This window comes from Pantoea sp. EABMAA-21 (genome assembly GCF_030053335.1).
GTDB classification, from domain to species: domain Bacteria; phylum Pseudomonadota; class Gammaproteobacteria; order Enterobacterales; family Enterobacteriaceae; genus Pantoea; species Pantoea communis.
In genome coordinates this window covers 24,550-44,593 of the sequence record NZ_JASGBX010000015.1, presented here as the reverse complement: position 1 = coordinate 44,593, position 20,044 = coordinate 24,550, and the positions used below count along the sequence as shown (strand labels likewise).

The window sequence follows — 20,044 nt, the reverse complement described above, 5'->3', positions numbered from 1 at the left end:
CTTTTCGCAAGCCATCTTTTTATCTCTCGTCGCTACGGGCCAAACTGCTTGTGGCTGACGAGGCAGTATTGCCTGTTTTTGGTGAATTTCAGGGGTCTTGAAGGTCATGGCAGAAAAAAAAGCCGCGAAACGGAATCGTCGCGAAGAGATTTTGCAGGCGCTAGCGCAAATGCTGGAGTCGGGCGATGGCAGTCAGCGAATCACCACCGCCAAGCTGGCAGCCAATGTAGGCGTTTCGGAAGCGGCACTCTACCGCCACTTCCCGAGCAAAACGCGTATGTTCGACAGCCTGATCGAGTTTATTGAAGACAGTCTGATTACCCGCATCAATCTAATCCTGAAAGATGAGAAAGAAACACTCGCACGACTGCGTTTAATCGTGCAGCTGATTCTGGGATTTGGTGAGCGTAATCCGGGGCTGACACGCATTTTGACTGGCCACGCGCTGATGTTTGAACAGGATCGCCTGCAAGGGCGTATCAATCAGTTGTTCGAACGCATTGAGGTGCAGCTGCGTCAGGTGATGCGAGAAAAGAAAATGCGTGATGGGGAAGGCTTCCAGACTGATGAAACGCTGCTGGCGAGCCAGTTGCTGGCGTTCTGCGAAGGGTTGCTTTCCCGCTATGTGCGATCTGAATTCCGCTATCGCCCAACCACTGATTTTGACAGCCGCTGGCCACTGATTGCGGCACAGTTAGTGTAGCGATTCATCAGGCGCGCCCATGATTGGGCGCGCGATAAAACGCCTTAGTCCATCATCCGGTCGCCAGCGATGGCGGCCGTGATAAAGCCGCAGTGTTAAATACCGTACTCTTTACGATACGCCCGCACTTTCGCCAGATGGTCTGCCATTTCCGGCTTCTCTTCCAGATAATCAATCAGTTCCGCCAGCGTAATGATCGCTGTGACTTTGCACTGATAGTCACGTTCCACTTCCTGTATGGCGGAGATATCACCACGGCCGCGCTCCTGGCGATCCAGCGAAATCATGACGCCCGCCAATGTGGCATTGTGCGCGCTGATGATATCCATCGATTCACGAATGGCGGTACCCGCGGTGATCACATCATCCACCAGCATCACCTTACCCTGCAGCGGGCTACCGACCAGCAAGCCGCCTTCACCGTGGTCCTTGGCTTCTTTACGGTTGAAGCAATAAGGCACATCGCGATCATGATGATCGGCCAGTGCGACGGCCGTGGTGGTGGCAATCGGAATCCCTTTGTAGGCCGGGCCAAACAGCAGATCAAAATCAACGCCGCCATCCACCAGCGCCTGCGCATAGAAACGTCCCAGCAGCGCTAAGTCACGGCCGGTATTGAATAAACCGGCATTAAAGAAGTATGGGCTTTTACGACCCGATTTCAGGGTGAACTCACCAAACTTCAGCACCCCTTTGTTCAGGGCGAATTCAATAAACTGACGCTGCCAGGCTTTCATTTCTCACTCCTCAAATAAAGAAAAGGCGACTCTATGGTCGCCTGTTATATCAATTTGTTAGCGCTGCTTTTTGCGCCTGAATCAACTGCTCAATGCCGCCTCGCGCCAGCGCCAGCAGCTGCAGTAATTCCTCATGGCTGAACGGCTCGCCTTCGGCGGTGCCCTGCACTTCAATCATGCGGCCATCTTCAGTCATGACGACGTTCATATCGGTTTCAGCCGCAGAATCTTCCACGTACTCCAGATCGCACAGCGCTTCACCGCCAACGATACCGACCGAAATCGCCGCCACCATGCCTTTTAACGGGCTGGCTTTTAACTTGCCCGCCGCAACCAGCGCATTCAACGCATCGGCTAACGCGACGCATGCACCGGTAATCGACGCAGTACGCGTGCCACCGTCGGCCTGAATCACGTCGCAGTCCAGTGTGATGGTGAACTCGCCCAACGCATCCAAATCCACTGCGGCACGCAGCGAGCGAGCAATCAGACGTTGAATTTCCAGCGTACGGCCACCTTGCTTACCTTTGGCCGCTTCGCGCGCCATACGGCTGTGGGTGGAACGCGGCAACATGCCGTATTCCGCAGTGACCCAGCCCTGACCTTTACCTTTGAGGAAACGTGGCACACCCTCTTCAACGGTGGCGGTGCACAGCACTTTGGTTTCACCGAACTCAACCAGCACGGATCCTTCTGCATGTTTGGTGTAGTGACGAGTGAGGGTGACGGGACGCACTTCAGATGCGTTACGGCCTGCTGGACGCATGGTTTCTCTCCGGCTTACTTAGGTTTGGCTGCGCATTATACGGACTTCGTGCGCGGCTGTCCTGCCTACATGCGGCACTTTTCCCGGATGAAATTTCGCCTCAGCTGTGGCTAAATGCGCCCTTTCCTCTCATAAAAAGACAAATGATGACAGCAATACTCCATTTCCTGCTGGCGCTGGTGGTGATCTTCGCCCTTGCGCTATTGGTCAGTCATGACCGCAAACTGATTCGCCCACGTTTTATTATTCAATTGCTGGTGGTTGAAGCGGCACTGGGTTGGTTCTTCCTGCATTCTGCGGGCGGCCAGTCTGTGGTGACCGCTGTCGGCGGCTTCTTCGAAACCTTATTGACCTTTGCTGCGCAAGGTACCGATTTTGTGTTCGGCAATATGGCGAAACAGGGACTGGCGTTTATTTTCCTCGGCGTGCTCTGTCCAATTGTGTTCATTTCCGCCCTGATCGGCATCTTGCAGCACTGGCGTATTCTGCCGTTGTTGATTCGTCTGGTCGGTACCCTGCTGTCGAAGGTGAACGGGATGGGCAAACTTGAATCATTCAATGCCGTGAGTACGCTGATTCTGGGTCAATCGGAGAACTTCATCGCCTATAAAGGTATCCTCGGCGATATCTCCGCACCGCGCATGTACACCATGGCCGCAACTGCGATGTCGACGGTGTCGCTATCGATTGTCGGTGCTTACATGTCGATGATTGATGCAAAATATGTGGTTGCCGCACTGCTGCTGAATATGTTCAGTACCTTCATTATCCTGTCGATCATCAACCCGACACGCCCGGAAAATGAAGAACGCATTGCACTGGATAAGCTGCACGAAGACCAGAGCTTCTTTGAGATGCTGGGCGAATACATCCTGGCAGGTTTTAAAGTGGCGATGATTATTCTGGCGATGCTGATTGGATTTATCGCCCTGATCGCCGCCATTAACGCTCTGTTTGCCGCGGTATTTGGCTACAGCTTCCAGCAACTGCTTGGCTATGTCTTCTATCCGTTTGCGTGGTTGATTGGCATTCCTTCTGCCGATGCCCTGCAAGCGGCAAGCATCATGGCGACCAAACTGGTAGCCAATGAATTCGTGGCCATGATTGAGCTGAAGAAAGTCGCTGCGGGAATGTCACCGCGCGGTCTCGGCATTCTGTCCGTGTTTTTAGTGTCTTTTGCTAACTTTGCCTCAATTGGCATCGTGGCGGGAGCGATTAAAGGACTGAATGAGCGCCAGGGCAATGTGGTATCGCGCTTTGGCTGGAAGCTGGTTTATGGTTCCACACTAGTGAGCCTGCTGTCAGCCGCGTTTGCAGGATTGTTCATTTAATCACAGCGGAGCGGCCTGCTAGCCGCTCTTTACAGGGGCGCGCCCATCAAAGCGGCCCTGTTCTGCTTTAGAACGCGACACACACCAGCGAATCGACACGCATCACCGACTCCTGATCGAAGCGCGTTTTATAAATGTCGCGCAGCGCATTGATGCTGTCAGAACTTGCACGGCCCGGCTGATGTATCAGCATTAACGCTTTGCTGTTTTCACGCGCCAGCTTTCCACCCTCTCCCAGCCACTGACCTTTACCGTCATACACTGAAAGCCCATCTTTGAATCGTGGCGTGACGTCATTATCAACAAATTGCTGCCATTCGCTGCTGCTGATGACGCCGCCTTTCGGCTTGTTCATCCCAAACCACAGGGTGGTTTGCATCATGATGTCTCCTGAGCCGCACACGGCAACAGGGGCGGTATTGGGTAGAATTTGTTCACGAGGTGCAGCGGGTGTCTGGCATCCGGCCAGAAAGAAGACGATAGCCAACGGCATCGCCGATTTATTCAGCATCATAGCCTCAGACTGTTTAAGTATCACACTGGACATCATAGGGTGTGAATGATGGATACGTCATCCTTTTCACTGAAAGTTGCGCGCGGCGTTAGCTCATTGCGCTTATGCCTATCATGGTTTGGCTGCCATCACTATAATGCGATGAACATTCCTGAAAATGAGTACAAGCTTATGATCCGCAGCATGACCGCTTACGCCCGCCGTGAAGCAAAAGGCCACTGGGGCAGCGCAGCCTGGGAAATCCGTTCGGTAAACCAACGCTATCTGGAAACCTACATCCGTCTGCCGGAACAATTTCGTAGCCTGGAGCCGGTGATTCGCGAGCGTATCCGTAATCGCCTGACGCGCGGTAAAATCGAGTGCAACCTGCGCTTTGATGCCGACCCCAGTGCACAAGGTGAGCTGCAACTAAATGAGGCGTTGGCGAAACAGCTGGTGCGATCCGCCAACTGGGTGAAGATGCAGACCGACGAAGGCGCGATCAATCCGCTGGATATTCTGCGCTGGCCTGGCGTGATGTCAGCTCAGGAACAGGATCTGGATGCTATCAATACCGAACTGCTGACCGCACTCGACGGCACACTGGATGACTTCATCATTGCTCGTGAAAGCGAAGGCACTGCGCTCAAAACCCTGATTGAGCAGCGTTTAGAAGGCGTGTCGCTGGAAGTCAGCAAGGTGCGTGCGCAGATGCCGGAAGTGGTGAAGTGGCAGCGTGAACGTCTGGTCAGCAAACTGGAAGAAGCGGAAGTACAGCTGGAAAATACGCGCCTTGAGCAAGAACTCGTCATGATGGCGCAGCGCATTGATGTGGCGGAAGAGCTGGATCGTCTGGATGCGCACGTCAAAGAAACCTATAACATTCTGAAGAAAAAAGAAGCGGTTGGTCGCCGTCTCGACTTTATGATGCAAGAGTTCAATCGTGAGTCGAACACACTGGCCTCTAAGTCGATCAATGCCGATATCACGGCGTCAGCTATTGAGCTGAAGGTGTTGATTGAGCAGATGCGCGAGCAGATTCAGAACATCGAATAACACCTCATTCGGCTGGTGTTAAAAAAAGCCCGGTGATCCGGGCTTTTTTGCCCGCTCAGCATGCCCAGTGCGTTTCGTTTATCCTTTAGACCAATTTGCAGACTTTGCAATGTAAAGATTGTGAAAGCTTTGATGATGATGCATGTCAATGGCTGACCAAACATGACTGTGAATCAACCTTAGGGACTTTCACAGTAAGAAATTATGTTGTTGTTTTTCATCAATTATTTATTTTCATTCCATGAATCTTCCGTTGAAAATACGCTTCCTCAATGAAACCTCTCCATCCTAAAGATTGCAGAGATTACGTTTCTTTGAGGGCACTATTTGCTAATCTACTGGTCGTAATTAACACAGCCGTACCGCCAGGAATTCATGGACACCCTTCTTTGTGCGATACACCCACTCTTTCCCTGAAGGCGTTATGAAGAAAAACGGGCAGTTCAATTCTAAACTTTTGCATCCCCGCTACTGGTTTACCTGGTTTGGGCTGGGTGTGCTGTGGCTGCTGGTGCAGCTTCCCTATCCTATTTTAATTCGGCTTGGCGCCTCTGCCGGCAAGCTGTCGCGTCACTTTCTGAAGCGTCGTGAGCGCATTACCCGCCGCAATATTGAACTCTGCTTCCCGCATATCAATGAGGAAGATAAAGAGGTATTGATCGCCGGTAACTTTGAATCCCTTGGTATGGCGCTGGCAGAAACCGGTATTGCCTGGTTCTGGTCGGATGCGCGCGTCCGCCGTTATTTCCAGGTTGAAGGCCTGCACAACCTGCAAAATGCGCAGCAAAACCATCGCGGCGTGATGGCGATTGGTGTGCATTTCATGTCGCTTGAGCTGGGTGGCCGCATTACCGGACTGTGCCAGCCAATGATGGCGATGTATCGCCCTCACAATAATCAGGCAATGGAGTGGGCGCAGACAAAAGGTCGTATGCGATCGAATAAGGCGATGATTGATCGTCGCGATCTGCGCGGTATGGTGCAGGCATTGAAACAGGGCGAAGCCGTCTGGTTCGCGCCAGATCAGGATTACGGCCCGAAAGGCAGCGTGTTCGCTCCGCTGTTTGCTGTCGAAAAAGCGGCTACCACCAATGGCACCTTCGTATTATCGCGTCTGGCTAAACCGGCCATGCTAACGATAGTGCTGATCCGCAACAGCGATAAGAGCGGTTATCAGCTCATCATTCAACCGGAGTTGCAAAACTATCCGTATGAAGATGAAGCAGCTGCCGCGGCTTACATGAATAAAGTGATCGAGAAAGAGATCCTGCGCGCACCTGAGCAGTACTTATGGCTGCACCGCCGCTTTAAAACTCGCCCACCGGGTGAAGCGTCACTTTACGTCTAATCTGTTGATGCAGCAGGCCTTCGCCTGCTGCCCCTTCTGCACTGCTCACATTTACCAACCATTCTTAACGAAAAACAGGTTTGTCAAAAATTGCACAGACTCATGTAATGGTCTGCTCTCTTCTATTCTGACCAAAAACATGAACCTGCTACTTACCACCAAACCACGCGCGCTGCTGGCGCTTGCCGTGGCCAGCGCTCTGCTGACCGGTTGTGCCAATCCGCACGGCTTACATCCTCATAACTCTCTGCTTGATGCCAACTCACTGCAAGCCAAAGCATCCCTTAGCGGCGCGCATTTCAGCGCAGCAAACTGGCCAAAAACCGAATGGTGGCAGGGATTTAACGATCCACAACTGAATCGGCTCATTGCCGATGCTATGACTTCAAGCCCGGATTTGCAGGTGGTGAACGCGCAGGCAGACAAAGCCAATGCGCAGGTCATTGCCGCCGAGGCTGAGCGCTATCCCGATGTGGATCTTAATGCCGGGATCACGCGTTCCCGTGTGGCAAAAGTCGACGACCCGCTTCTGCAAGGTAAAAGCTACAGCACGCTGCGCACGGCCAATATCGGCATGAGCTACACCTTTGACCTGTGGGGCGGCAAGAAAGATGCAGCAGAAGCCGCGCTAGGTCAGGCGCGCGCCAGTGAGTTGGATCGCCAGGCCAGCCAGTTGACGCTCGCCGTCAACGTGACGCGCGCCTGGAATAACCTCAACCTGGCCTGGTCGAACGCTGAACTGGCAAAACAGAATGCCGACCGTTCCAGTGGCATCGCCAAAATTCAGCAGCAGTATGTCAGCGCCGGTTTGACGTCCGACTATCAATACAAGCAGGCGTTATCGCAGCAAAAAACCGCTGAAGCCACCCTGACCGAAGCCAAACAGAATGTCACCGATGCTGGCATTCAACTTTCCACGCTAATTGGTAAAGGGCCGGATTACTGGCACCAACTGAAAGCGGCGAAAATGGATGTCCCCATTGCCGCCACGCTGCCGGGTAATATTCCGGCGGAGCTACTGGGTCGTCGCCCGGATGTGGTGGCAGCGCGCTGGCGCGTAGAAGCAGCATCAAAACAAATTGCCGCAACGAAAACCGAGTTCTATCCCAACATCAACCTGGTGGCGGAAGCCGGTACCCGTTCACTGCTCGGCGATGCATTTTTCGGTGCACCCAGCCGATTCTTTAACGTGGGTCCAAGTCTGTCTCTGCCGATCTTCGATGCCGGCAAGCGCCGCGCCGATTTAGCGGAAAGTGACGCTAACTATGATCTGGCTGTCGCGCAGTACAACAAGCTGCTGATTGGTTCCCTGGGGAATATCAGCGATACCATTACGCAACTGCAGTCGATTCAGGATCAGCTGGCGCAGCAGCAGAGCGCGAATCAACTCATTCATAGCGCATGGGATGATTTAAACCGTGAATACACCGCAGGATTGCGTCCGTACCTTGATGTGCTAACCATCCAGAACCAACTCATCGAGTCCGATCAGAAACTGGTGGCGTTGCAGGCGCAGCAGATCAATCTGGCAGTGGTATTAATTGAAGACCTGGGTGGCGGATTCCAGAACACTGACACTTCAGTGAAGGGATAAGCTGACGGCTGGCATTCTGCTGCACATTGATGAATGATAGTCCGCACCTGGAATACTCTGCGGACTATCATGATGGAACAGAATGCCAATGCCGGCTGGTTACGCCCGCTTATCGCTGACCGACTGACACCTTACCTCGAAATTGATGCGACGCGCCTGCAACACAATCTGCAACACATGCAGCAAAAAGCCGATGCCGCAGGTGTCACGCTGCGTCCACATATCAAAACGCATAAAAGTGTCTGGATTGCCGATCAGCAACGCCAGTTAGGTGCGCGTGGTATTACCGTGTCAAAACCTAGTGAGGGTGTTGCCTTTATCCTCGGTGGGGAGCGCGATTTGCTGCTGGCTTATCCCGTTGTTCACGCCGATACACTCACTGAATTACTGGCTGTCGCCGTGCAATATCAGGCGCGTGTCACCTGTATTGCCGACTGTACTCTCGGCGTCACGGCAATCGCTCAAGCGCATCGCCAGCAGCCCACGTGTGAATTGTCTATCGCCATTAAAGTCGATGTGGGGTTGCATCGCGTGGGAGTGGATCCGCACAGCGGTGAGGCCGTGGCATTGGCGCAGCAGATTAAAGCAGCGGGATTGCCTTTTGCCGGACTGGTTTCGCACGCCGGCCATGCTTACGGCGCGGGTCATGCCGAGGCTATCGCTGAAGTTGCACAGCAAGAAATCATGTTAATGAACCAGGTTCAGCAGCAATTGATCGCTGCAGGCTTTGCGCGTTGCCGCATTTCTGTTGGCTCCACGCCTTCAGCCCTGGCCGCGCCGGTGGCTGAAGGCAGCGACGAAATTCGTCCTGGAAATTATGCGCTGCTGGATCTTACCGCCTGGCGCCTGGGGCTGTGCACGCCCGATGCACTGGCACTCAGCGTGGTAACGCGTGTAGTGGCGGTGAATCCGCATTTCGCGATTATTGATGCCGGCTCCAAGATGCTCAGCTCTGATAAGGGTCCGCACGGCACTAACGCCAGCGGTTTCGGTATCGCCGTTGATGAGCAGGGCTACCAATACGAAGTTCTGAAACTTTCGGAAGAGCATGGCTTTCTGCAATACGGAGATCATGCTCCGGCGCTTGGGGCTCTGCTACGCATCTTCCCCAATCACAGCTGCGCGGTAGTGGCTCAATCTGACCGCTTCGTTTTACGCCATCAGGACGGTACAGCAGAGATGAAGGATATTCAGGGACGCGGCAAGTTTATCTGATAGCAGGATTTTTACTGGAAACCTCTGTTGCAGCACACTTCCACTATCCTGCCATTTGCAGCGGAATCCCCTTCAGTTAAGGTACTCTTTGCTGTAGGCAGTCTCATCATTCTGTAGGGTACGGCCTTAAGACCGCCATTTTACTGTGGCGGCCATCATTCATCTCCAGAAGCCACCCTTACGGATTCCCTGCCTTTCATTCGCCTAACGGAGGTTCCATGCTGCCATCTCAGACAGTCACGCTGACCATTCCCCGCAACTGGTTAGATTTATATGAAACCATCTGGAAACCTGAATGCTTTGCCAAATGGGCCAGTGGGCTTAGTGCCAGTACGCTCACGCAAGAGGGTAACTACTGGAAAGCCAAAGGACCTGAAGGTTCAGTGAAAATCCGCTTCACGCCACACAACCCCTTTGGCGTCATGGATCATTGGATCGATACCGGCAGCGGTAAGGAGATTTATATGCCGATGCGCGTGATTGCTAACGAAAAGGGAGCCGAAGTGGTGATGGTGGTTTATCGCCAACCCCTTATGTCTGATGAAAAATTTGCTCAGGACGTTGACTGGGTAAAACGCGACCTGGATCAACTTCTCCACCTGTTAACTCATTAGAATCAATGCATTATAAAAATCGTACTGCTTTAACTTTCGCTGGAAGCAATCAATAAAAAAGTCATCTTTTTCTACGCAATAGCGTTTAACTGTTTAACGATAATATCTGTTGCTTTTCGTGCTAATCACCAGTCTGGCTAAAGTCTTCTCACCAGGAAAACTCCTGGTGAGAGCACGCCTCCTAAGTCTTAGCCCCTCTGATTTATCGGTGTTTTTTCTTACTTATTCAAATGGCTTGTTTAATCGCCGATCAAAATATCTAACAGGACTTATTAATCGCTCATCCGTCCCCTTATCTATTCTGATGCAAAGTCTGAAACCATTTATTTCTGAAGTTCATTTATAGGAGTTTTCTTATGGTGTTAATTTAATTAAAACACGGTATAACTCATTCACACACAGCAATACCCGATAATAACAACAGCAGGGAAATAACATGGATCGCTCAACCTATCCTTTGTTGTCTGAAAAAGAATTTGTTGAGATTGCCAGTAGGATACTGGCCGGGGAATATAATAATTCAAAGGGATTTTATAATGATCTTGCGGATTTCCTCCGAACAGGAGGAGATACCGCTGAGACAATGAAATATTTACGCGCCAGGGGCATCTCTTTAAATTCAGAACATCATTTAATTGAATGCATCTTTACGTGGCAAACTCTGAAAGGCATTTCAGGGCTGCGTCAGGACACGCTGCATTGATGTGATCTGTACTCTGGGCAGGCGCCCGGGTGAACCCTTAATTGCATTGGTACATGTACCATAACGAGCAGAACATGGCGATAAGAGAAAAAAGTTTGGCCAGCGCCAAATGGTCAATTTTGTCATCCATAAAAATCGTCGGCATTGGTGTTTTACAACTTTCACTTCTGGCACAAATACTTCAGGCAAACGAGTTAGATTTACTCGCCATTGCCATTGTGATGTTATTGATTATTGATACGCTTGCCGACCGTGGATTTGGCAATTCAGTTATCAGAAATATAAATCTTAATAACAGCGAACTATCCATTCTCTACTGGGGAAATGTATTAAGTGGCATGATGATATTCGCCGTGCTGTTTATTGGTAGTGATTTATATAGCCGAATCATGAACCAACCGGAAATGGCGATTATGCTGGAAATGATTTCGGTGATTTTCATCATTATTCCACAAGGGCAACATTATCGCGCCATATTACAGCGTGAGAAACAATTCTCGCGTATCGCCTTCACAGAAACCTCATCGGTGCTGGTTGGTCTGGGTGTCACACTGTTTACCGTATGGCTGACCCCTTCAGTGTTGTGCGCTATATGGGGCTACCTGGCCATGGTATCCATCAGAATGCTGGTCTACTGCTACTACGGTCGTTCCTGGTTCCAGCCAGAATACCGTTTTAGCCTGAAAAGTTTCGCTAACGTGCGAGCAAGAAACGGATAATAAAAACAAGTCTGTATGGTGGGCTCTGGGCATCTGAGAAGATGCGTTCGCGTGCTGGTCGCCAGCACGCTTTTTTCTTTTTTGATACGGTTAACATCTCTTCTTCCCCCGTCTTCTTACCCCTCAGACCTGCACGATCACACAGATCACATCACATTTTTTAATGCGAAAGCGTAACGCACTCCTGATTTATCAAGCGGGTTAAGCCTGTTAGCATGAGCGGCATCAAAACAGCTAATCCGATGACGTCTGCTTTAGAAATACTCAGTGGTCGATAGCTGAGGAAATCTTTAGGCTGGCCGCCGATCTTATGGAGTGCTCTATGTTATTAACCGTTCTCTACATTATTGGCATCACCGCCGAAGCCATGACCGGTGCGCTGGCCGCTGGTCGCCGCAAAATGGATCTGTTTGGCGTCATCATCATTGCGTCCGTCACTGCAATCGGAGGCGGCTCGGTGCGTGACATCCTGCTCGGGCATTATCCGTTGAGTTGGGTTAAAAACCCGGAGTACATCATGATCGTGGCCGCCGCGGCGGTGGTGACCACTTTTGTTGCCCCTTTAATGAATCATCTGCGTAAAGTGTTTCTGGTACTGGATGCGCTTGGCCTGGTGGTGTTCTCCATTATTGGCGCGCAGGTCGCGCTGGATTCTGGTCATGCCTCGATCATTGCCGCTATTGCCGCCGTGATCACGGGGGTTTTTGGTGGCGTGCTGCGTGATATGTTCTGCAATCGCATCCCGCTGGTGTTCCAAAAAGAGCTCTATGCCGGTATCGCATTTGCCGCAGGTTGGATCTACATTCTGCTGCTCAAAACGCCGCTTCCCCATGAAGCCGTGGTGATCATTACGCTGCTGGCCGGCTTCATTGGCCGTTTATTAGCGCTGCGCTTCCGCCTTGGTCTGCCGATCTTCAACTATCCCCACCCCGAACATTAAAGGTGCAGCAGGAATTTCCTGCTGCTGTAAAAAGCGGATCAGTTGCTGTAATTCCTCATCCTGCAGCATGCTAACAATCCGCTCTGCCAGTGTGCGCCCGATGCCGGGTAGCTGCTGCCACTCATCTGCCGAGCGAGCCAGCAACGCTGTCCAGTCGTTATCCGCTAAGGCCTGCAACGCGGTTCGGGGAAGCGGTAGACCTAATGCGCTCACCCAGCGCCGAAAGGGTTGCTGACGTGTCTGTTGGAAACGTTGCCAAATCTCTTGTGCCCGCGCAGAGGACATCCCGCTGTCCTGCGCGATCTCTTCTGGCGTTAACGTCAGCCAGGAGAAAAGATGGGTGATGGCGCCACTGTTCAGTAACCGCTGCCAGCTACTACGTTGCACGCCAGGGATGTTCAGCACCGATTTCTGACTGAGCCAGGTGAGGCGTGATAAGAACTGCAGCCGACAATCCTGGTTGAAGTGCAAACAAGACAGCGGATTAAATTCGCCCTGCTGCGGGGTTGAAGGATAATCTCGCCCTCTCACCCGCCAAATGACTCGCTCTAAGCGAGGAATACCCTGACCGGCTAACGTGACTATCACTTGATCACCTGCGATGACATCCAGCTCCCGCCATCGCCGCAGCGATCCAAGATTCACTCTGCGCACGGTTTTATCATCCAGCTGAACGGGAGTGAGGTTCAGCACCACGGCAATTTTCCCCGTGCGCCCAACGTTGAAATCCACGGACAGCACTTCACTGCTGACTTCAACCGGCTGATATTTCCACGCGGCCGACCAATGCCCCTGACCAGGCTGCCAGTCCCGCCCGGCACCGACGGGTGATTGATGGATCACGACGCCATCGGTGACGAACGGCAAAGATGCACGGAACCAGCGATCGCGCCACACCTCCGCCTCCTCTTCGTTCTCGATTGGGTGGCTCCAGTCCTGCGCCAGAGCGAATCCCCAGCGTGATAACTGCGCCAGTCGAGCGGGCATCTGGATTGGACCATCGGGCCATGCCCAGATAAAAATGCCGAAATCTGCCAGCAGCGGAGAAGCTTCATGACGCATCATCGCACCCGCCACCTGCGCTCTGGCATTTCGCCCTCCGTCACGTGCTTGCTGATGATCGGTCATAAGCAGAAACAGCTCGCCTTGCAGCACCACCTCTTCACGATCGGTTTCAATGTGAGTAGGAATCGCCGGAATATGGCGGGCTTTGGTTATCCACTCTTCGCCACGCAAGCCATCGCCGCGACTCACCAGGGAAACCAATTGCCCGCGTCGATACACCAGCGTTACCGCCACGCCATCGACTTTCGGCTGTATCCACAGTGGCGATTTATCCTGCATCCAGTAAGCCACCGCCAACTTGTCACGCAGTTTCCGTACCCCTGTGTGTGCCACCGGGTGTCGGGTACTACCGTCCGTTGTGGGCTGCGCTTGATAAGCCCGTTGATCCGGCGTGAAGCAGCGCTGCCAATGCAGTAAGCGTTGCTGCAGGCTGTCATAGTCCCCATCGCTAACCAGGCTCGTGCCCTCGCGATAGTAGGCATCATCCCAGTGCCGTAGCTGGCTATGTAAATGAACCATCTCGTGTTCGGCGCGCACCGGTGACCAGTTAGGGCACAGCGCTTCAGCCCCGCAAGCCGCGGTGAAAAACCAGCAACACAACCACCACCATCCTTTCATCGTTGCTCTCCTTTTTGTCTATTGGAGAGTGCGATGAGGGCAATGACCAGTGCTGAAGGTGGTAGAGAGCAAACGTATTCCCGGTTTTTTAAGCCGTTTGCAGCGGCTTACCGCGTTATCTGGCACGGGTTCACAGAAAAAGAATTACCTTAGCCCAACGGCAAACGCTGCGTGGCACCGTTAAGCCGTGTATACTGTGCAGGAAATCGACTCCGCTCTTTACTCAATTCAAGATAACCATGGCTCAAGGCACGCTTTATATTGTTTCCGCTCCCAGTGGCGCGGGTAAATCCAGTCTGATTCAGGCTTTATTGAAGACACAGCCGCTGTACGATACGCAGGTGTCTGTTTCCCATACCACTCGCGGCGTGCGTCCCGGTGAAGTTCATGGTGAACACTATTTCTTTGTCTCCAAGCCTGAATTTGAGACCATGATTGCCGCTGAAGACTTCCTCGAACATGCGGAAGTGTTTGGCAATTATTACGGTACCTCGCGCGCCGCGATTGAGCGCGTGCTGGCGACCGGTGTCGATGTATTTCTGGATATCGACTGGCAAGGTGCTCAGCAAATTCGTCAGAAAATGCCTGCCGCACGCAGCATTTTTGTGCTGCCGCCGTCGACTGAAGAGTTAGATCGTCGCCTGCGTGGCCGTGGTCAGGATAGCGAAGAGGTTATCGCCCGCCGTATGGCTCAGGCCGTGGCGGAAATGAGTCACTACGCAGAATACGATTATCTGATCGTGAATGATGATTTCGACCTGGCACTGACCGACCTGAAACACATTATTCGCGCAGAACGTCTGCGTATGAGTCGCCAAAAATCGCGACATGATGCTTTAATCAGCAAACTATTGGCAGTCTGAAGTCACTTTCAGTATTATGCCCAGTCATTTCTTCATCATCTGTGGAGTAGCACACCTATGGCACGCGTAACCGTTCAGGACGCAGTAGAGAAAATTGGTAACCGTTTTGACCTGGTGTTGGTCGCTGCACGTCGTGCACGTCAGATGCAGGTAGGCGGTAAAGATCCGCTGGTTCCGGAAGAGAACGATAAAGCCACCGTTATCGCCCTGCGCGAAATCGAAGAAGGCCTGATCACTACCCAGATTCTGGATGTGCGTGATCGTCAGGAGCAGCAAGAGCAGGAAGCCGCTGAGTTACAAGCCGTTACCGCTATCGCTGAAGGTCGTCGTTAACAGCACTTCGCAGGTTAACCTTGTATCTGTTTGAAAGCCTCAATCAACTGATTGAAAAATACTTGCCTGAGGAGCAAATCAAGCGCCTCAAGCAAGCTTATCTCGTCGCGCGTGATGCCCACGAGGGTCAGACACGCTCCAGCGGTGAACCTTACATCACCCATCCTGTTGCCGTTGCCTGCATTCTGGCCGAGATGAAACTCGACCATGAAACGCTGATGGCAGCGCTGCTGCATGACGTGATCGAAGATACACCCGCCACTTACCAGGATATGGAACAGCTGTTTGGCAAAAGCGTGGCCGAACTGGTGGAAGGCGTGTCGAAACTCGACAAGCTGAAGTTCCGCGACAAGAAAGAAGCGCAGGCTGAAAACTTCCGCAAAATGATCATGGCAATGGTGCAGGATATCCGCGTCATTCTGATCAAGCTGGCTGACCGCACGCACAACATGCGCACGCTCGGTGCGTTGCGACCGGATAAGAAACGTCGTATCGCACTGGAAACGCTGGAGATTTACAGTCCTCTGGCGCACCGACTTGGTATTCATCACCTGAAAACAGAGTTGGAAGAACTCGGCTTTGAAGCCCTCTATCCAAATCGTTTCCGCGTGATCAAAGAGGTGGTGAAAGCGGCACGCGGTAATCGTAAAGAGATGATTCAGAAGATCCTTTCTGAAATCGACGGGCGCTTACAGGAAGCAGGCATTCCCTGCCGTGTCAGTGGCCGCGAGAAGCATCTTTATTCGATCTACCGCAAAATGCACCTGAAAGAGCAGCGATTCCACTCGATCATGGATATTTATGCCTTTCGCGTTATCGTGAAAGACCTGGATACCTGTTATCGCGTGCTCGGTCAGATGCACAGTCTCTACAAACCGCGTCCTGGACGCGTCAAAGATTACATCGCTATTCCCAAGGCCAACGGCTATCAATCACTGCATACATCAATGATTGGCCCGCACGGCGTGCCCGTTGAAGTGCAAATCCGTACCGAAGATATGGATCAGATGGCGGAGATGGGGGTAGCGGCTCACTGGGCTTATAAAGAGGCCGGTGAAAGCGGCACGACCGCACAGATTCGCGCCCAGCGCTGGCTGCAAAGCCTGCTGGAGCTGCAACAAAGCGCCGGTAGCTCGTTTGAATTTATCGAGAGCGTGAAATCCGATCTCTTCCCGGATGAGATCTACGTCTTCACGCCGGAAGGCCGTATCGTCGAACTGCCTGCTGGCGCCACACCGGTAGACTTCGCTTACGCCGTGCACACCGATATTGGCCATGCCTGTGTGGGCGCCCGCGTCGATCGCCAGCCTTATCCGCTGTCGCAATCGCTAACCAGCGGCCAAACCATCGAAATCATCACTGCGCCAGGTGCCCGTCCTAACGCGGCATGGCTCAACTTTGTGGTGAGCTCGAAAGCACGCGCCAAAATTCGTCAGCTACTAAAAAACCTCAAACGCGAAGACTCCGTCAACCTTGGCCGTCGTCTGTTGAGCCATGCGCTCGGCGGCAGCAAGAAGCTGGCAGAGATCCCGCCGGAAAATATTCAGCACGAGCTGGAGCGCATGAAGCTGACCAGCATTGACGATTTGCTGGCGGAGATCGGCCTCGGCAACGCCATGAGCGTGGTCGTGGCGAAAAACCTGCTGCAGTCGGGTGCTGAGCAGCCGCAAAGCAACAGCAAACGCAAAAAGCTGCCGATCAAAGGTGCTGATGGCGTATTGATTACCTTTGCCAAGTGCTGTCGTCCGATTCCTGGCGATCCGATTGTCGCGCACGTCAGCCCAGGTAAAGGTCTGGTGGTGCATCACGAATCCTGTCGTAACATCCGTGGCTATCAGAAAGAGCCCGAGAAGTTTATGCCGGTTGAGTGGGACAAGGTTATCGACCAGGAGTTTGTCGCGGAAATTAAGGTTGATATGTTCAACCATCAGGGCGCACTGGCGAACCTGACGGCAGCTATCAACACAGCGGGATCCAACATCCAAAGTCTTAACACGGAAGAGCGCGACGGCCGTGTTTACAGCGCCTTTATCCGTCTCACCGCGAACGACCGCGTCCATCTGGCCAATATTATGCGTAAAATCCGCGTAATGCCGGATGTGATTAAAGTTCACCGTAACCGTAATTAGTGCATGAACGCTCAACGTTTTGCTCGTATCCAGGAAATGCTGGCCATGCGCCAGCACGACCTCACCGTCTGCATGGAGCAGGTCCATAAGCCGCATAATGTCTCGGCGGTGATTCGTACTGCTGACGCGGTCGGCATCCATGAAGTGCACGCCGTCTGGCCTAGCGTGCGCATGCGCACCATGGTATCTGCTTCAGCGGGCAGCAACAGTTGGGTGAAAGTGCAGACGCATCGTCATATCGCAGAAGCCGTGCGTCACTTGAAAGATCAGGGGATGCAGGTGCTGGCGACCAATCTGTCGGCCAATGCAGTGGATTTTCGCGAGATCGATTACACCAAACCGACCTGCATTCTGATGGGGCAGGAAAAAACAGGCATCACCGCTGAAGCGCTGGCGCTCGCCGATCAAGACATCATTGTGCCGATGGTGGGCATGGTGCAGTCGCTCAACGTGTCCGTCGCCTCCGCGCTGATTCTGTATGAAGCGCAGCGTCAACGGCAGAACGCCGGCATGTATAAACGTCAGCACAGCCTGCTTGATGCCGATGAACAGCAGCGTTTGCTGTTTGAAGGTGGTTATCCGGTGCTTGCACGCGTGGCGAAGCAAAAAGGTCTGCCTTATCCGCATATCAACGCCCAGGGCGAGGTGGAAGCCGATGCCGACTGGTGGGCCACCATGCAATCCACAGGTAAAAAATGAAAGGCCGTCTGCTGGACGCCATACCGCTCAGTACCCTGACCGGCGTCGGCGCCAGTCAGGCGGGAAAACTGGCTAAACTCAGCCTGTTCACTATTCAGGATTTGCTGCTGCATCTGCCGCTGCGCTACGAAGATCGCACCCAACTCTACAAGATTAATGACCTGCTGCCGGGCGTCTGGTCCACGGTGGAAGGTGAAGTGCTACACAGTGAGATCACCTTTGGCCGCCGCCGCATGCTGGTGTGCCAGATCAGTGATGGCAGCGGCGTGCTGACCATGCGCTTCTTCAATTTCAATGCCGGGATGAAAAACAGTCTGGCGCCAGGCCGCCGCGTCACCGCTTATGGCGAAATCAAACGTGGTCAGCGCGGTGCTGAAATTATTCATCCCGAGTATCGCGTGCAGGGCGAACAGGGCGGCGTCGAGCTACAGGAAACCCTGACACCGGTCTATCCCACCACTGAAGGCATTCGTCAGGCCACGCTGCGCAATCTCACCGATCAAGCGCTGACGTTGCTGGAAAGCTGCCCGATTGCCGAGTTGCTTCCGTCAGAACTTAGCGGTGGCTTGATGAGTTTGCCGGATGCCCTGCGCACGCTGCATCGTCCGCCGCCCGATTTACGTCTGAGCGAGCTGGAAACCGGTCGCCATCCCGCACAAAAGCGCTTAATCCTTGAAGAGCTGCTGGCGCACAACCTCAGCATGCTGGCGGTTCGTGCCGGCGCTCAACGTCATCATGCGTTGCCGATGCCTGCTAAGCATAATCTGGTGAATCAATTGCTGGCCGCGCTGCCCTTCTCACCCACCGGCGCGCAAAAACGCGTGGTTGAGGAGATCGAGCGCGATTTAGCCAACGACTTCCCAATGATGCGTCTGGTGCAGGGCGATGTGGGATCGGGCAAAACGCTGGTCGCGGCGCTGGCGGCGCTGAATGTCATTGCGCATGGCAAACAGGTGGCGCTGATGGCGCCGACCGAGCTGCTGGCCGAGCAGCATGCCAACAATTTCCGCCAGTGGTTTGCGCCGCTGGGCATTGAAGTGGGTTGGCTGGCTGGCAAGCAAAAAGGCAAAGCACGTGAAGCCCAGCAGGAAGCGATTGCCAGCGGGCAGGTAGCGATGGTGGTCGGCACGCATGCGCTGTTCCAGGAGCAGGTCAAATTCAACGGCATGGCGCTGGTGATCATTGATGAGCAACATCGCTTCGGCGTGCATCAACGTCTTGCGCTATGGGAAAAAGGTGAAGAGCAGGGGTTCCATCCGCATCAGCTGATTATGACCGCCACGCCGATTCCGCGTACCCTGGCGATGACCGCCTATGCCGATCTCGACACCTCCACCATCGACGAATTACCGCCTGGCCGCACACCGGTCACCACAGTGGCCATTCCTGACAGTCGCCGCGGCGATATTATTGAGCGGGTGAAAAACGCCTGCCATGAAGGTCGCCAGGCTTACTGGGTCTGTACGCTGATTGAAGAGTCAGATGTACTGGAAGCACAAGCGGCGGAAGCCACCTGGGAAGAGTTGAAACTCGCGCTGCCTGGCTTGCAGGTTGGGCTGGTGCACGGCCGCATGAAACCGGCAGAAAAACAGGCGGTCATGGCGGCCTTCAAAGCCAACGAGATTCAGTTACTGGTCGCGACGACGGTGATTGAAGTCGGGGTAGACGTGCCCAACGCCAGCCTGATGATCATCGAAAACCCGGAACGTTTGGGCCTGGCTCAGCTGCATCAGCTGCGCGGTCGCGTGGGCCGTGGCGCAGTCGCCTCGCATTGCGTGCTGTTGTATAAAGCGCCGCTCAGCAAAACCGCGCAGAAGCGTTTGCAGGTACTGCGCGACAGCAACGATGGCTTCGTCATCGCTCAGCACGACCTGGAAATTCGCGGTCCTGGTGAATTACTTGGTACGCGCCAGACCGGTAATGCGGAGTTTAAGGTTGCAGACTTACTGCGCGATCAGGGCATGATCCCGGAAGTGCAACGCGTGGCACGCCATATCCACCAGCACTATCCAGAACAGGCGCAGGCGTTGATTGAACGCTGGCTGCCAGAGACCGAGCGCTACAGCAATGCTTAAAAGTGGGCAAAAGACAGCGTGTTAAAGAGCCAACACGACACGA

General features: G+C 53.4%; 19 protein-coding genes. 15 read left to right on the top strand and 4 right to left on the bottom strand.

All coding sequences use genetic code 11. The features are described from left to right. The first annotated feature begins 106 nt into the window (after positions 1-106). Positions 107-703 carry a nucleoid occlusion factor SlmA gene (gene slmA / locus QMZ65_RS19655; protein WP_097119650.1) on the top strand — a complete coding sequence of 199 codons (597 nt, stop codon included), beginning with the start codon at positions 107-109 and terminating at the stop codon, positions 701-703. 95 nt (positions 704-798) lie between these two features. Here slmA and pyrE read toward each other — a convergent pair whose 3' ends face one another. Further along, positions 799-1,440, bottom strand: coding sequence for an orotate phosphoribosyltransferase (gene pyrE, locus QMZ65_RS19650; RefSeq protein ID WP_034823839.1), 642 nt, complete (start codon positions 1,438-1,440; stop codon positions 799-801). A 49-nt stretch (positions 1,441-1,489) separates the two neighbouring features. After that, entirely contained in the window at positions 1,490-2,206 is a 717-nt protein-coding gene (gene rph, locus QMZ65_RS19645) for a ribonuclease PH (RefSeq protein WP_034823841.1), read from the bottom strand. 146 nt (positions 2,207-2,352) lie between these two features. Here rph and QMZ65_RS19640 point away from each other — a divergent pair, with 146 nt between their 5' ends. After that, positions 2,353-3,537, top strand: coding sequence for a NupC/NupG family nucleoside CNT transporter (locus QMZ65_RS19640; protein WP_097119688.1), 1,185 nt, complete (start codon positions 2,353-2,355; stop codon positions 3,535-3,537). 67 nt (positions 3,538-3,604) lie between these two features. On the opposite strand, the gene QMZ65_RS19635 is transcribed toward QMZ65_RS19640, so the two are convergent. After that, the gene (locus tag QMZ65_RS19635; RefSeq protein WP_283216550.1) at positions 3,605-4,048 is read right to left on the bottom strand and encodes a DUF3574 domain-containing protein; all 444 of its coding nucleotides are present in this window, start codon (positions 4,046-4,048) and stop codon (positions 3,605-3,607) included. A gap of 174 nt (positions 4,049-4,222) precedes the next feature. On the opposite strand from QMZ65_RS19635, the gene QMZ65_RS19630 reads away from it, so the two are divergent. The 8 genes from QMZ65_RS19630 to QMZ65_RS19595 all read left to right on the top strand — a co-directional run bounded on the left by QMZ65_RS19630 (position 4,223) and on the right by QMZ65_RS19595 (position 12,219). After that, positions 4,223-5,086 (top strand): YicC/YloC family endoribonuclease, encoded by an 864-nt coding sequence (locus tag QMZ65_RS19630; RefSeq protein WP_097119686.1) that lies wholly within the window; start codon positions 4,223-4,225, stop codon positions 5,084-5,086. Between the two features lie 424 nt (positions 5,087-5,510). Then, positions 5,511-6,434, top strand: coding sequence for a kdo(2)-lipid IV(A) palmitoleoyltransferase (gene lpxP, locus QMZ65_RS19625; RefSeq protein WP_034823845.1), 924 nt, complete (start codon positions 5,511-5,513; stop codon positions 6,432-6,434). Between the two features lie 139 nt (positions 6,435-6,573). Further along, the gene (locus QMZ65_RS19620) at positions 6,574-8,028 is read left to right on the top strand and encodes an efflux transporter outer membrane subunit (RefSeq protein ID WP_097119649.1); all 1,455 of its coding nucleotides are present in this window, start codon (positions 6,574-6,576) and stop codon (positions 8,026-8,028) included. 72 nt (positions 8,029-8,100) lie between these two features. After that, entirely contained in the window at positions 8,101-9,243 is a 1,143-nt protein-coding gene (locus tag QMZ65_RS19615; protein ID WP_502921538.1) for an alanine racemase, read from the top strand. 218 nt (positions 9,244-9,461) lie between these two features. Continuing rightward, positions 9,462-9,857: a polyketide cyclase gene (locus tag QMZ65_RS19610; protein WP_097119647.1), complete on the top strand. Its 396-nt coding sequence runs from the start codon at positions 9,462-9,464 to the stop codon at positions 9,855-9,857. Positions 9,858-10,293: 436 nt separating this feature from the next. Beyond that, on the top strand, positions 10,294-10,560 hold the full coding sequence (locus QMZ65_RS19605) for a hypothetical protein (protein WP_034823852.1): 267 nt from the start codon (positions 10,294-10,296) through the stop codon (positions 10,558-10,560). Positions 10,561-10,634: 74 nt separating this feature from the next. Beyond that, entirely contained in the window at positions 10,635-11,279 is a 645-nt protein-coding gene (locus tag QMZ65_RS19600; protein WP_038649777.1) for an oligosaccharide flippase family protein, read from the top strand. Between the two features lie 322 nt (positions 11,280-11,601). After that, complete coding sequence (locus tag QMZ65_RS19595; protein ID WP_058960141.1) at positions 11,602-12,219, top strand: trimeric intracellular cation channel family protein; 618 nt, start codon at positions 11,602-11,604, stop codon at positions 12,217-12,219. On the opposite strand, the gene ligB is transcribed toward QMZ65_RS19595, so the two are convergent. Continuing rightward, positions 12,160-13,902 (bottom strand): NAD-dependent DNA ligase LigB, encoded by a 1,743-nt coding sequence (ligB, locus tag QMZ65_RS19590; RefSeq protein ID WP_283216532.1) that lies wholly within the window; start codon positions 13,900-13,902, stop codon positions 12,160-12,162. The genes QMZ65_RS19595 and ligB overlap by 60 nt on opposite strands. A gap of 239 nt (positions 13,903-14,141) precedes the next feature. On the opposite strand from ligB, the gene gmk reads away from it, so the two are divergent. The 5 genes from gmk to recG are packed head-to-tail and all read left to right on the top strand — an operon-like array spanning position 14,142 to position 20,001. Beyond that, positions 14,142-14,765 carry a guanylate kinase gene (gene gmk / locus QMZ65_RS19585; RefSeq protein ID WP_034823854.1) on the top strand — a complete coding sequence of 208 codons (624 nt, stop codon included), beginning with the start codon at positions 14,142-14,144 and terminating at the stop codon, positions 14,763-14,765. Between the two features lie 57 nt (positions 14,766-14,822). Further along, positions 14,823-15,098, top strand: a complete 276-nt coding sequence (rpoZ, locus tag QMZ65_RS19580) for a DNA-directed RNA polymerase subunit omega (RefSeq protein WP_034823855.1) — start codon at positions 14,823-14,825, stop codon at positions 15,096-15,098. 20 nt (positions 15,099-15,118) lie between these two features. Next, the gene (spoT, locus tag QMZ65_RS19575) at positions 15,119-17,227 is read left to right on the top strand and encodes a bifunctional GTP diphosphokinase/guanosine-3',5'-bis pyrophosphate 3'-pyrophosphohydrolase (RefSeq protein WP_034823856.1); all 2,109 of its coding nucleotides are present in this window, start codon (positions 15,119-15,121) and stop codon (positions 17,225-17,227) included. A 3-nt stretch (positions 17,228-17,230) separates the two neighbouring features. Next, positions 17,231-17,926, top strand: a complete 696-nt coding sequence (trmH, locus tag QMZ65_RS19570; protein WP_034823857.1) for a tRNA (guanosine(18)-2'-O)-methyltransferase TrmH — start codon at positions 17,231-17,233, stop codon at positions 17,924-17,926. Continuing rightward, positions 17,923-20,001, top strand: a complete 2,079-nt coding sequence (gene recG, locus QMZ65_RS19565) for an ATP-dependent DNA helicase RecG (RefSeq protein WP_097119644.1) — start codon at positions 17,923-17,925, stop codon at positions 19,999-20,001. The genes trmH and recG overlap by 4 nt, the downstream gene beginning before the upstream one ends. Positions 20,002-20,044: the final 43 nt, after the last annotated feature.